Here is a 13,969-nt window from a genome sequence, read left to right as displayed (position 1 = left end):
GAGGCGGATATGTTTTCTAAATTCTTTATCAACCGTCCGATTTTTGCAACTGTTATTTCATTGCTTATTTCACTAGCCGGTATCATTTCTATTACTACTTTGTCTATTGAACAATACCCGGATTTAACGCCGCCTACCGTTTCGGTGACGGCGTCTTATCCCGGGGCTAGCCCCGAAGTAATTGCTACTACCGTAGCGGCTCCGTTAGAACAACAAATCAACGGGGTGGAAGATATGCTTTATATGAACTCCACTTCTACTTCTAACGGGGATATGAACTTGATGGTTTCCTTTAAGGTGGGTACGGACCCTGATCAAGCCATGATTAACGTCAATAACCGCGTCCAACAGGCCACGGCCTCTTTGCCCGAAGACGTACGACGTTACGGCGTAACGGTAGAGAAAAAATCATCCGCTATTTTACAGTTAATCGCCCTTTATTCGCCTTCCGGCAGTGCCGATACTACGACCATTGGTAACTACGCACTCATTAACATTGTAGATGATTTGAAACGTATTGAAGGTGTCGGTGACGCACAGGTAATGTCTGCTAACGACTATTCTATCCGCATTTGGATAAAACCGGACGTATTATCTCAACGCAATTTATCGGTGGGGGATATCGTGTCTGCCGTACAAGCGCAAAACGCGCAACGGGCGGCGGGTAAAATCGGGCAACCGCCTCTGCCGGTAGTGGTGGATAGAACTTACTCCATTATCGCGCCCGGACGTTTAACTACTCCCGAACAATTTGAAAACATTATTTTACGCGCCGGAAGTGACGGCACCACTTTATTACTCAAAGATGTGGCGACGGTAGAACTCGGTAGCCAGACGTATGAATTTAACGGAAGTTACAACGGCAAACCCGCTGTGCCGATAGGTATTTTCCTTTCTCCGGGGGCGAACGCGGTGGCAACGGCCAAAGCCGTACAAACCCGTATGGCGGAACTGTCCGAACAATTTCCGCCGTCGTTGGGTATGGAATATAAAGTGGCATATGATACGACGTTATTTGTAAAAGAATCTATTAAAGAAGTTATTCATACGTTGTTAGAAGCCATGTTGCTCGTGTTCTTGGTGGTTTATTTATTCTTGAAAGACTGGCGCGCCACGTTGATCCCCTGTTTAGCCGTTCCGGTATCTATTATCGGTGCCTTTGCGGGAATGCAAGTGTTCGGTTTCTCTATCAATACGCTGACGCTATTTGGGTTAGTGCTCGCTATCGGTATGGTGGTGGACGATGCTATCGTCGTTATTGAAAACGTAGAACGCTTGATGCATGATGAAAATTTATCCCCCAAAGATGCAACCATTAAAGCCATGGAAGAAGTATCCGGCCCGGTGGTAGCGATTGTTCTCGTGTTGTGTTCGGTGTTCGTGCCGGTGGCGTTTATGGGCGGACTGACCGGGGTAATGTACCAACAGTTCGCTATTACGATTGCGGTGTCTGTGGTTATTTCCGGGTTGGTCGCTTTAACCTTGACGCCGGCCTTGTGCGCCTTGTTGTTGCGCAAAAAAGAACAACCGACCAAAGGGTTTTTCTACTGGTTTGATACAAAGTTTGAACAGTTAACCGGTAAATATACCGGGTGGGTGTCGTTCTTTATCCGCCGCGTACCGGTATCTATTATTGTATTTGTGTTATTGTTGGCGGGAATGTTGGGGCTTTTCAAAATTGTTCCCGGTAGTTTGCTACCCGATGAAGACCAAGGTATTATTATGGCGGCGGCCCGGCTGGATCCGGCTTCGTCATTAACCAGCAGCCAACAAGTGGCCGACACGTTGGAGCAAATTATTTTGGCTAATCCGGCCGTAGAACAAGAACTTACATTTACCGGGTATGATATGCTTAGCAGTACCCAAAAAGCCAATGCAGTTTCTTCGTTCGTTGCGCTTAAACCGTGGGATGAACGTAAGACAAAAGCATTGTCTTCCCTCGGGGTAGTGGCCGGTATTTATCAAGCCTCACAATCTAAAATTCCAACCGCGACGGTTATGCCGTTTAACCCGCCGCCCATTATGGGTATGAGTACAACCGGTGGGTTGGAAGGATATATCCAAAACCGCGGATCTGACGGTAGCCGGGCGTTGGAAGAACAACTGCAAAAATTTATCGCCGAGGCCCAAAAGCGGCCCGAAATTGCCAGTATCACCACTACATTCTCGGCCGATATTCCTCAATATACTATGACGGTAGATGAAGTCAAAGCGCGCTCTATGGGTGTTTCGCTTAGCGACTTATATGCCGCTTTGCAAGGTACGTTCGGTACTACTTACGTTAACGATTTTACCTACATGGGGCGCAGTTTTAAGGTGATGATTCAGGCACAAGGCGGCTATCGCGCACGCCCGGATCAAATCAGCGGTATTTATGTGCGCTCACAACAAGGGGCCATGGTGCCATTGTCATCTTTAATTACGCTTACGCCTTCATTGGGGCCGGATATGGTGGAACGGTTTAACGTGTTCCCGGCGGCTAAATTTATCGCTAACCCGGCGCCGGGGTACAGTTCCGGCGACGCTATCCGCGCCGTAGAAGAAACCGCTAAATCTACGTTAGATCCCAGTTTCACGCTCGCGTGGACGGGGACGACGTATCAAGAAAAATTAGCCGGCAGTTCTTCTGCACAGGCGCTCTTGTTAGGTATTCTGGTCGTATTCTTAATCTTAGCGGCTCAATATGAAAAATGGAGTCTGCCGGTGGCCGTACTGATGGCGGTACCGTTTGCCGTATTCGGTGCTTTGGTCGGAACGTGGACACGCGGATTATCTAACGATATTTACTTCCAAATTGCACTTGTGGCGTTGGTGGGGTTAGCCGCTAAGAATGCTATTTTGATTGTAGAATTTGCTGTTTTACTTAAAGAGCAAGGAATGGCGAAAGCCAACGCCGCTGTGGAAGCGGCTAAGTTGCGTTTCCGCCCGATTGTCATGACGTCACTGGCCTTTATTTTAGGGTGCGTTCCGCTGATGATTAGCAGCGGGGCAGGGGCGGCAAGCCGTCACTCTATCGGTACGGCAGTGGTATTCGGAATGTTAGTGGCTACCGGAGTAGCACCGCTATTTATTCCGTTATTTTTCTGTTGGTTTAGCGGCAAAGATACGCCGGCAAACCCGACTAAGGAGAAGTAAAATGAATCTCAAAAAAATCAGTATTTTAGCCGCGGGGCTTGTATGGCTTGGCGGATGTACGCTCGGCCCGGCCTATAAACGGCCCGAATTAGATTTGCCGCAAGGAAAAGCTGGGGATGAGTTTGGTATTTTTACTACGGCCAAATGGTGGCAAGTATTTGAAGACCCGGTGCTGGACCGGTTGGAGCAAGAGGCGTTAACGTATAACCAAGATTTACAAGCCGCTATCGCGCGTGTTGACCAAGCTCGCGCGGACGTAGGGGTGGCCCGTGCCGATCAAATGCCTTCGTTATCCGCCGGAGCCCAAAGCGGCCGTCAAGGGAACCAATACGGCTCGGGCGAAAGCCAAAGTACAGCCGGTTTATCGGCTTCGTTTGAGTTGGATATTTGGGGTAAATATCGTAGTTTGAAAAAATCGGCGCAGGCCCGCTTACTCGCTACCGAAGCTGCGCGCGATACGGTACGCTTAACCTTAACTGCTGATGTGGCAAACGGTTATTTTACCTTGCGTATGTTAGATGAACAAAAAGATATTTTAGAACGTACCTTACAAGCGCGCGAAGAAAACGTACGCATTTATCAAGCCCGTTACGATACCGGCTATTGCACGGAAGTAGATTTGCGCCGCGTGCAAGCCGATCGCGATAGTGTGCAGGCCCAGTTGCAACAACTTTCTATGCAACGCGAACAACAAGAAACCGCCATGGCGGTATTGCTCGGCAAATCTCCGCGCGAAATTATCGCGCTTAATGTGCCGCGCGGCAAAACATTAAACGAACTTAATTTTGTGCCGGAAGTACCGTCCGACTTGCCGTCCGATTTGTTAGAACGTCGCCCGGATATTCGCATGGCCGAAGAACAACTGATTGCCGCTAATGCTGATATCGGTGCGGCGCGTGCGGCGTATTTTCCGTCTATTTCATTAACCGGAACGGCAGGTTTTGCAAGCAGTGCGTTGTCTAATTTATTTACCGGCGGCGCAGGCGTGTGGAATATTGCGGGCCAAGCATTAGCCCCTATTTTTGAAGGCGGCAAAATCAAAGCCCAAAATGAAAAAGCCGAAGCCGTCTATCGCGAACAAGTAGCGAATTATACCAAAACGGTACAAACTGCTTTTAAGGAAGCCTATGATGCCCTCGCCGCTAACCGCTACGGACGTGATATTTATGAATCTTATAACTCACAAACCGCGGCCATGCAACGCAGTTACGATTTAACAAAGAAACAGGAAAGTGAAGGGCTCATCGGCGTAACCGATTTACTCAACGTGGAAGAAACTTTGCTTAGCGCGGAGATGAATTTATCTACGGCGCGGCGCAACGGTTTATCGGCTTCGGTCAATTTATGTAAGGCACTCGGCGGCGGTTGGAAAGCCGATACAAAATAATTATGACAGATAAAGACGTTATCGTAGCCAAATGCGCGGGCTTTTGCCCCGGTGTGAAGCGCGCCATTGAAAAGGTGTTGGAATTAGAGGCGGCGGGTAAAAAACCCGTTTATACCATTGGGCCGCTGATTCACAATAAACAAGTAACCGATATGCTCTGTGCCAAACAAATTACGGCGATTGATTCCCCGTTGCAAGCCACGGACAAATCGGGCGTGTTGGTAATTCGTGCGCATGGTATCACCCCGCAATTTCAACGCGAAATAGAATCGTTTGGTATGGAAGTGGAAGACGCTACTTGTCCGCTGGTTAAACACGCGCAAAACATTATCGCCAAATTTGCAGACCAAGGATATCATACCGTCATCGTAGGCGATGCCGATCATGCCGAAGTTATTGGACTTATGGGTTATACGCAAGGGCGCGGAACGGTGGTGAGCGGCCCGGAAGAAGCGCAACGGTTACCGCATTTTGATAAAGTGAACGTAGTATCACAGACCACACAAAAAGAAAGTGTGTTTTATCAAACGGCCGATGAAGTCAAAAAACATGCGGATATTTGCCAAGTGTCTAACACGATTTGCCAACCTACCAAAGACCGCCAAAAAGAAACGATCAAATTTGCCCAAAGTGCCGATTTGGTCATTGTAGTTGGCGGGAAACACAGCGCGAACACCGCGCGGCTGGCATTACTTTGTAAAGAATTATCTTCCGCCGTACAACATGTGGAAACGGAAGATGAATTAGATGAACCCCAAATCTTACATGCCCAAAAGATTTTTATTACCGCCGGCGCTTCTACGCCGGAATGGGTAATCGACCGGGTAGCCGGGCGCGTGCGCGAATTGCGCCGTACTAAACAAGAGGAACAAAAATGACTATTAAACGTATCGGAATTTTAACTGCCGGTGGTGATTGCCCCGGCCTTAATGCAGTAGTACGCGCGGTCAGCAAAAACGCGCTTTCCCACGGAATAGAAGTGCTCGGATTCAAAAACGGATTTGACGGTTTGGTACGTAATGAATTTATCCATATCACCAACGAAAATGTTTCCGGCATTTTAACGTTGGGCGGTACGATTTTGGGTTCCAGCAATATCGCTAACCCGTTCAATTATACGCTTGCACCGTTTGGTACGCCGGAAAAACCGCGTAATATGTCCTCGGTTGTGTTGCACAATTTTAAAGAGAACCGCGTGGATGCTCTTATTACCATTGGCGGTGACGGCACCCTTCATATGTCGCAACAATTTGTAGAAATGGGTATGCCGATTGTGGCCGTTCCCAAAACGATTGATAACGATTTGTCGGCTACCGACCAAACTTTCGGGTTTGACTCTGCTTTGCATATTGCTACCGAGGCCATTGACCGTTTGCATACAACCGCCCAAAGCCACCACCGTGTAATGATTGTGGAAACGATGGGCCGTTATGCGGGGTGGATTGCATTACGTTCGGCCATTGCCGGCGGGGGAGATATTGTCCTTATCCCGGAAATTCCGTATAACGATGAGGTGATCGTCAATTATATCCAACGCCGCAAAGATCGCGGTAAGACATTTAGTATTGTAGTGGCGGCAGAAGGTGCCAAGAACGAACAAGGCGAACAAGCCGTTGCCCGCACCGTGGCGGGCAGCACCGACTCTATCCGCTTGGGCGGTATCTCAAGCAAGATCAGCGATATGATTGAAAGCAAAACCGGCATTGAGTCACGCGCGTGCGTACTTGGGCACACCCAACGCGGCGGAACGCCGACGGCTTTTGACCGCTGGCTTTCCACGCTTTACGGTGCCAAAGCATTGGATATGGTATTAGAAGGGAAATTCGGCTATATGGCAGCGTTTCATAAGTTCGCCATGGACGAAGTTAAAATTTCCGACGCCATCGCCAACTTAAAACGCGTGGACCCGCACGGGGCTGAAGTAAAAGCCGCCTTGGAAGTGGGAATGAGTTTCGGTTCGCGCGAAATCGGATAAGGGAGATTGTATGAACGATAATAACTTGGATATGATTTACGGGATTCACCCGGTACAAGAAGCGCTTAGAAGTAAAAAACGCAACGTAACCCAGTTGTATGTGTCCGACAGTAAAGCCGGACACCGCGCTATTGAAGATATTATCCGTTTGGCCAAACGCGCTAATGTCAAAATTGACCGCATTGATAACAAGACGTTAGACCGCCTAACCCGCAACGCCAACCACCAAGGTATTATGGCGAAAATTCAACCCGTTAAACTGATGAAACTTTCCAATGCTATTTACGAAAGCGACGGCAATAAAAAAGATTTGTGGCTCGCGGTAGATGAAATGACCGACCCGCAAAATTTAGGGGCGATTATCCGCAGCGCGGCGTGTTTAGGTTTTTCCACGATTATTTTACCGAATCGCCGCACCGTAGGTATTACGCCCGCTGTTTATAAAGTGGCGTGTGGGGCAATTGAAAACATCAACATTGTGGAAGTGGCTAATTTGTCTGCCGCCCTTAACGACTTAAAAGAAGAAGGTTTTTGGATATATGGCGCCGATATGGCCGGCAAACCTATTACTAAAATGACTTATGCTTCTCCGGCGGTACTGGTGATTGGCTCGGAAGGTTTTGGTATCCGCGAAAAAACGGCTGAAAACTGCGACGAGATTATTTCCATCCCGCAAAAAGGAGGGGTGGAGAGTTTGAATGCGTCGGCAGCAGCCAGTATCATCATGTACGACATGATGGCCAAAGTAAAGTGTTAAATTGGCATACTCGGCTAATTAAAAGATAGTTATTTGTGGTTTTATACATACGGGCTCAACAAACAGTGGAGTCCGTATGTTTGTTATTGGTGGGAAATTTGAGCAAAAAATACGTCCCGGTTTAACGTATCAAAACCGGGACGTAAAAAATAAGGGAAGGTATTACAAGTACAAATCAAAACTGTCTAACTGTTTGCCTTTATCGCTAAATACTTTAACGGATAATTTGCGGTCCACGATTTTAACCGTTGCATAATGCCGCGCCGATACAAACCGTGCGGTGGACGGATCCGGGTTTTCGCGCTTGGTGGGTTTGGGGGCCGCTGTTCCCAGCGTCATATACGTTACCCCGCGCGGTTTGATTTCCCCGCGGAACATGGGGAAAGTGCGTTCATAATTACTGTCGCCGCCCTGTAACACTAAATTAACTTGGTAATCTTCAAAAATCTTTACGAGATTGGTAAATACTTCGTTATTAGTTCCGCGAGCTCCTGATGAATAGGCCGGGGCATTCATAACGATAATTTTCCACTTCTCGCTTGCGCCGGCTAATGTGCTTTTGAGCCACGAAATTTGATTAGATTTATCCGTGAGTTCCGGTGCCCACGCCGCGCCTTCGGCGATGTTGGTATCTAAAAAGATAAACCGTGCATTGGCGGAGTCAAAGGAATAATATTTGGGCGTAGCGTTACTCCATGTCATGTCGTGGTAACGGCGGTAATTGGTAGCAAAGAACGATTTGCTTTCGCGTTGTTCCCGTTCCGGGCCGTATTCGTTTGGCCCGACGGCTATAAACAACGGGAAATGCCGCAAGACCGATTTGAACGGCGTGAAAAATTCGTCATTAGCGTCGGTATTGAGTCCGCTTAATGTAAGGTTGCCCGTATGAATTAAAAAGTCGCCTTTTTCTTGGTTGATGGCTTCTGCAATGCGTTCCCGTGCTTGGGCAGAGTCGTCTGCCGGAGCCGAGGAAAATGCCGAAAATAAAGATTCTTCTGTTTCGTTGGGGGTAGATGTATCGGTTTTAGCGGTAGAGCCTATGGCTACAAATTGTACGATTTTACGCTCTGCGGAAAATAACGTGCGAAACGTTCCCGTTACCGGTTCTTGCGTACCGTCTTTTGCATTATTATATACATATACTTTGTAGCAATAATCTTGATTGGGTACTAAACCATATAAGACCGTTTTATGATTGCGTCCCTCGGGAGTAACGGTCATGATTTGATTGCAACGCGGGGCCGGGCCATATTCTAACCACGACGGAGTAGGTACGTCGGTCTGCCAACGTAATACAATGGTAGTTTGCGTGGGATCTTCCAAATACGGGCCACGGATAATTTGTGCCGCATGACTTGCCAACGCCACAGTTAAGGATAAAAACAAGAGTCCGGCTTTTTTCATCTCTTTTATTCTAGCAAATATCGGTGGGGCCGCCAAAGATTTCATGGGCAAACCTACGTAAAATTTTGTTTAATAGAAGATATGAAAAAATTAACATTGCTTTTTCTTTTTAGTATAAGTGCGCTTACCTTGCAAGCGCGTACGGTGGATGTGTCGGCTTCTTATGCGGGAGGCACCCACTTGGATAAAACCCATGTTGCTGCTACGATGGCTTTGACATTAAATACGTTGGCCGGAATAGAGGCCGGAGCGGTTAATCCCCGATATATAAAAGATACTATTTATTCGTTGGCTGTCCCGGTGGTGTTAGATTTGGGAACAGTCGGTTTTACGTTGCGTCCGTTTTATTATTTCAAAAACAAAAGTGATAACCCCCTATTTCAAGATGCCAATGCCTACGGCCTTAATGCCCAACTGCGTATGACACTTAACGACGACCGTGTAGAAAATATTTATACGCATGCCGTGATGGGGGCGTCGTATGGACGTCAAAAAGGAACTGCCTTTTACCAAGACGGCTCTTTTGAAAACCGCTATTATTCTCAAATGGCATATACCTTTGGTATTTCACAAATCTTATACAATGCGTTTGGGTTTGAAGTGGACGGGGCTGTCTTTCAATATCCCGATGGTATCAGCGAAGTGGCCGGTTTCCGTGGCGTATTAGACCAACAAGATTTGGCGCGATTATTGACTTTAGATTTTGTGCAAGCCTTACCGAAATACAGCGTGGGCGCACGTGCTACGCGCATGTGGGCCGAAAACGGTTCTACATTATATTTATCGTATCGCTATGGCGAGTTCCACACGGCCAGACCGGAACATTCTATTATGTTCGGAAACACATTCCCTATTGGGGATCGCATTTTGGTAGATGTAACCTATAACCATGTGCGCGAAGTAAAAGATAAAAACCGCCGCGATATCGGTTCGTTGCGGTTGAATGTATCTTTTTAAGGAGTTTAATTATGGATAAAGCAGAAATGAATATCAACAGACAAGCGTTAACGATGATTGCTCATAAATTCCGCACCCCGCTTTCTATTATTAACGGGTATTGCGAAGCGGTACAAGCACAGCACAAAAATACGCTTTCTCCGTTTTCGGCCAAAGCGTTAGAAGAAATTGGCGTGCAAGGGACGAACTTGTCACAACTGGTAGATAAACTTATTGCCTTTAACCAAGTATTAGCCTTAACACCGCAAACCATGGAGAAAAAAGAATTTTCCCTTAAACCGCTTATCAAAGAAGCGGCCGCCCATGTATTATTGTTGGAAGAAAGTTTAAGCGGAAAGCCGGCTCCGCTAGCCGATACCATGCGTCGCGGTGCTTTTGTGGAAACCGATTGCCCCGACCAGTTAATGCTAACCGCTAACGCCGAGATGTTGCGTTTATGTGTGGAAGAATTATTAACTAACGCTATTAAATTTAATAATAAACCTGAAAAAGTAATTAAAATCCAATGTATCAATCATGGAGATTGCGTTTCTCTTTCCGTGCGCGATTACGGAACGGGTATCCGCCCGCAAGATGTGGGCCGCATTTTTGAACCGTTCTATCAAGTGGATGATGATTTAACAGGGCAAGTCGTAGGTTGGGGGCTTGGCCTGACCATGGTGCAACGTATATTGGAATTGCATGGTGGCTCGGTGAGTGTAGTGTCTGACCGGGGCTTGGGATCTATTTTTACGGTTAATTTGCCTGTTTTATGAATGTAAAAAAATTTACTCCCGAGCAATTATTAGAGGCCATTTCCGTCCAGTGTGATGTGCTGCGCGCCCAAACGGTGCGAGCCAGCGCGGAGTTAACGGAACTCAACCGCCGCTTGGCACAAATTGTCCAACAACTGCGTAAAAATATAGAAGTGCGCGACAGTGCTTTCGCCGGCGATTTTAACGGGTTTTGCCAAGACTTACGTAAAGAGTTAGACGCGCAAGATTCTTTATGGCAACCGTTACGCGCCCGGACGCGGACCTATCAGCCGAATGATTGGAAAGCCGAGTTGGGGTTGGCCGTAAAAAGTATGAACATGCGTGCCAAAGCTCTTTCCCGCGCTTGTGATGAATTTACGACAATGTATGATGTTTTTTCCCACACGTATAAAAATTTTACGGCGGCTAAATTAAATGTATGGTTATTGACTTCTTGCCAAAATGATTTAGAAAGTTTGACAGGAAAAATACTTTTTTTAGCGCGTGAAATTGCCAAACAAACCGAAGCTAAACGGGGGGAAAATGTTATCGGATAAGTCAACCTATTATTATTTGAAAACTACGGCCATTTGTTTAACGATTGTGGCAGCCGGAGTGGTAACGGCCTTTTTGGTCTATACGCGGGCGTTGCTGATTCCGTTAGTTATTTCTATTTTTCTCTATACGATTTTGGCTCAAGTTGCCTTGTATTTACGCCAAAAATTTAATTTTCCGCAATGGCTCGCTTTAACAGTAGCCATTGCGTTGGGAACTTCCTTTTTTATAGCGGTTATTTTATTTACGACGGCCTCTGTCGGACAATTTTTGAAGGGGGCGGAAGTGTACCGCCAAAATTTAATTGCTACTATCGGCGATTTGGCTTCCAAACTCCAACAGCATGGCATTAATATCGACCAGAATTTTATTGAAAATTATATCCGTGAACTTCCTTTATTTGATTGGTTGCGTAACTTGGGCGGCAAGTTGTTCTCGGTAGTGTCTAACATTACGCTGATTGTATTGTTTATGACGTTCTTCTTGCTGGGCAGCAAACGTAAATCCCGCCCGATTACAAACCCGGCAATTAAAGCCATGTTGGCTAATGTTTCGGTGTATTTATCGGTTAAGATTATGGCTTCCTTGATTACGGGCGTAATTGTGGCCAGTATCTTGATTGGCTTTCAAGTAAAATTGGCGATATTATTTGCGTTGCTTGCTTGTTTGCTTAATTTTATCCCGAGTGTGGGTTCTATTATATCGGTGTTGTTGCCGGCTCCGGTATTATTTTTACAATACGGCTTGGGAACGGAATTTTTTATTGTAATGGGTCTGTTAACCGCTACCGAATTTATTATCGGCAATTTGGTGGAGCCGCGTTTCTTGGGTGAAGGGATGGATTTGCACCCGGTGGCGGTGGTGGGCAGTTTAATTTTCTGGACGCTTGTTTGGGGAGTGCCCGGGGCGTTTTTATCTGTCCCGTTAACGGCGTCACTCAAAATCGTGCTTAGCAAAATTAAACAAACGCGCGCCGTGGCGGAAATTTTGGCCGGGCGTTTGCCGCAATAACCGCCGATATATTTTTAGTTTAGTAGATACTCGCTAGAGTATAGCGGATATTTTTGCAATAAGTGAAAATTGTTACTTAACATTTTTTTGCTAAATTTTATAAATAAGGTAGGGATATCCATTTAGGAACAAAAGTATGAAAAACACAATGTTGGGTCGTTTAGGTGGTTTTACACTTATTGAATTGTTAGTGGTTGTGCTTATTATCGGTATTTTGGCGGCAGTGGCGTTACCCAAATATCGAGTAGCGGTGGAAAAAACGCGCACCATGAATTTGTTCTCACTATTGCATTCTTTGCAAAGTGCCGAGCAAGCATATTATTTGGCAAATAATACTTACACCCAAGATCCGGAAGTATTGGCTGTTACTTATCCGGCGGGAAGTCAAGTGAACGGAAGCAGTATTGTGCTTAGTAACGGACAGCATATCTGGTTAGCAGCCGATCAGTTTTTGGCTGCTACGTCGTATGTACAATTACAAATACCTTATGCAGGCGGACAGGGTTCTTGTTGGGCCACCGAAGATAATATTAGCAAGCGGATTTGTGCTACATTCGGCCCGGCAAAGAATTACACTTCCTCCTGTAGTCTGCTTGGTGGTAAGAGTTGCTCCGGTTATACAATCTCGTTATGATTTGTATTAACCATTTTTTTGCTAGAATATAAATATGGATATGACGGCCCTTTGCCCGCTGGACGGCCGCTATCGCGGTCAGTTAGATTCGCTCCGCTCTCAAACCGGAGAAGCCGCTTTTGCTACCTATCGCGTACAAACGGAACTCACTTGGTTACAAATTCTTTCCGGCTTAAAACTCCCGCATTTCAAAGCACTTAACGCAAGTGAAAAAAAATTGTTGTCGTCGTTATTCCCGCTGTCTGCAAACGATTTGTCTGTCTTGCGTGCTATTGAGTTTGAAGGGTATAAAAATATCCCCGCTACACGCCACGATGTTAAAGCCGTAGAATATTTTTTGCGGTTGAAATTGCAAAACACGGTGCTCAAAGACCGGTTAAATTATCTGCATTTTTCCCTTACCAGTGAAGACGTGAACAGTGTTTCGTATGCGCTTTTGCTGGCTAACGGAGTGGAAAAAGCATTGCTTCCGGCCTTTGAAAAACTACACCGCACCTTAATGCAACTCTCCCGCAAAGAAGCCGCCTCTGTGCTTTTGGCGCGCACACACGGACAACCGGCTGTGCCGACGACGTTCGGCAAAGAAATTCGCGTAACGGCAGATCGGTTAGCACGGCAAATTACACAGTTAAAAAAGCAACAAATTTCATGTAAATTCGGTGGGGCGGTAGGAAATTTTAACGCGCACACCGCCGCGTTCCCCGGTGTAAATTGGCCGCGTGCGGCAAAACAAATGATTGACACGCTAAATAAAGGCCGCAAAATCAAACTCGTTTTAACACCTGTTTCCACACAAGTGGATCCGCGCGATTCTTACGCGGAACTTTTTGATAATTTGCGCCGTATCAATGTTCTTTTGATAGATTTTTGCCGTGATATGTGGCAATATATTTCCGCCGGGTTAGTGCATCAACAGGCTGTGAAAGGGGAAGTCGGCTCGTCCACGATGCCGCAAAAAGTCAACCCGATTGATTTTGAAAATGCCGAAGGGAATTTACAACTGGCAAGTGCCTTGTGTGATTTCTTCTCCAATAAATTACCGATTTCGCGTTTGCAGCGTGATTTGTCCGATTCTACCGTTCTGCGCAATATGGCTGTAGCGTTTGGATATATTTGCGTGGCGCAAAATTCGCTGTTTCGCGGGCTTGGTAAAATTGCTTTTAACCGCGCCGCCGCCTTAACGGAAGTGAAAAATCATCCCGAAGTGTTAGCCGAAGCGTTTCAAACAATTCTGCGGGCGGCAAATATCCAAAATCCTTATGAAAAATTACGCGATTTAACCCGCGGGCGTACGGTAACGTACGATGATTTCCAACGATTTATAAAGGAACTTGATGTTCCCCAACTTATTAAAAAACAGTTGCTTGCGCTTACGCCGGAAAATTATACCGGTTTAGCCGCCCAACTGGCAAGGAGATAG

12 protein-coding genes are annotated in these 13,969 nt (G+C 46.5%); 11 read left to right on the top strand and 1 reads right to left on the bottom strand.

Annotation, left to right across the window (positions count from 1 at the left end):
* The first annotated feature begins 9 nt into the window (after window positions 1–9).
* Genes ACQY3H_RS02640 through rlmB form a run of 5 tightly spaced genes read left to right on the top strand, consistent with a single transcriptional unit; the run spans window position 10 to window position 7,254 of the window.
* Window positions 10–3,135: an efflux RND transporter permease subunit gene (locus ACQY3H_RS02640; protein WP_428074574.1), complete on the top strand. Its 3,126-nt coding sequence runs from the start codon at window positions 10–12 to the stop codon at window positions 3,133–3,135.
* Window position 3,136: 1 nt separating this feature from the next.
* Window positions 3,137–4,522, top strand: coding sequence for an efflux transporter outer membrane subunit (locus tag ACQY3H_RS02635; RefSeq protein ID WP_428074572.1), 1,386 nt, complete (start codon window positions 3,137–3,139; stop codon window positions 4,520–4,522).
* Window positions 4,523–4,524: 2 nt separating this feature from the next.
* The gene (gene ispH / locus ACQY3H_RS02630) at window positions 4,525–5,400 is read left to right on the top strand and encodes a 4-hydroxy-3-methylbut-2-enyl diphosphate reductase (protein WP_428074570.1); all 876 of its coding nucleotides are present in this window, start codon (window positions 4,525–4,527) and stop codon (window positions 5,398–5,400) included.
* Window positions 5,397–6,497, top strand: a complete 1,101-nt coding sequence (locus ACQY3H_RS02625; RefSeq protein ID WP_428074568.1) for a 6-phosphofructokinase — start codon at window positions 5,397–5,399, stop codon at window positions 6,495–6,497. The genes ispH and ACQY3H_RS02625 overlap by 4 nt, the downstream gene beginning before the upstream one ends.
* Before the next feature lie 10 nt (window positions 6,498–6,507).
* The gene (gene rlmB, locus ACQY3H_RS02620; RefSeq protein WP_428074566.1) at window positions 6,508–7,254 is read left to right on the top strand and encodes a 23S rRNA (guanosine(2251)-2'-O)-methyltransferase RlmB; all 747 of its coding nucleotides are present in this window, start codon (window positions 6,508–6,510) and stop codon (window positions 7,252–7,254) included.
* A gap of 162 nt (window positions 7,255–7,416) precedes the next feature.
* On the opposite strand, the gene ACQY3H_RS02615 is transcribed toward rlmB, so the two are convergent.
* The gene (locus tag ACQY3H_RS02615; protein ID WP_428074564.1) at window positions 7,417–8,658 is read right to left on the bottom strand and encodes a metallophosphoesterase; all 1,242 of its coding nucleotides are present in this window, start codon (window positions 8,656–8,658) and stop codon (window positions 7,417–7,419) included.
* 81 nt (window positions 8,659–8,739) lie between these two features.
* Between ACQY3H_RS02615 and ACQY3H_RS02610 the strand changes: the two genes are divergently transcribed.
* The 6 genes from ACQY3H_RS02610 to purB all read left to right on the top strand — a co-directional run bounded on the left by ACQY3H_RS02610 (window position 8,740) and on the right by purB (window position 13,969).
* Window positions 8,740–9,615 (top strand): hypothetical protein, encoded by an 876-nt coding sequence (locus ACQY3H_RS02610; RefSeq protein ID WP_428074562.1) that lies wholly within the window; start codon window positions 8,740–8,742, stop codon window positions 9,613–9,615.
* A gap of 11 nt (window positions 9,616–9,626) precedes the next feature.
* Window positions 9,627–10,370 (top strand): sensor histidine kinase, encoded by a 744-nt coding sequence (locus ACQY3H_RS02605; protein ID WP_428074560.1) that lies wholly within the window; start codon window positions 9,627–9,629, stop codon window positions 10,368–10,370.
* Window positions 10,367–10,906 (top strand): hypothetical protein, encoded by a 540-nt coding sequence (locus tag ACQY3H_RS02600; protein WP_428074558.1) that lies wholly within the window; start codon window positions 10,367–10,369, stop codon window positions 10,904–10,906. The genes ACQY3H_RS02605 and ACQY3H_RS02600 overlap by 4 nt, the downstream gene beginning before the upstream one ends.
* The gene (locus ACQY3H_RS02595) at window positions 10,893–11,915 is read left to right on the top strand and encodes an AI-2E family transporter (protein WP_428074556.1); all 1,023 of its coding nucleotides are present in this window, start codon (window positions 10,893–10,895) and stop codon (window positions 11,913–11,915) included. The genes ACQY3H_RS02600 and ACQY3H_RS02595 overlap by 14 nt, the downstream gene beginning before the upstream one ends.
* A 136-nt stretch (window positions 11,916–12,051) precedes the next feature.
* A complete protein-coding gene (locus ACQY3H_RS02590) occupies window positions 12,052–12,549 on the top strand; it encodes a type IV pilin protein (RefSeq protein WP_428074554.1) in 498 nt (165 codons plus the stop codon).
* Between the two features lie 34 nt (window positions 12,550–12,583).
* Window positions 12,584–13,969, top strand: a complete 1,386-nt coding sequence (purB, locus tag ACQY3H_RS02585; protein WP_428074552.1) for an adenylosuccinate lyase — start codon at window positions 12,584–12,586, stop codon at window positions 13,967–13,969.

Source organism: Candidatus Avelusimicrobium luingense (genome assembly GCF_902757105.1).
Classification (GTDB): domain Bacteria; phylum Elusimicrobiota; class Elusimicrobia; order Elusimicrobiales; family Elusimicrobiaceae; genus Avelusimicrobium; species Avelusimicrobium luingense.
The sequence above is the reverse complement of the archived record's forward strand: the minus strand, read 5'-3'. Positions and strand labels throughout refer to the sequence as shown.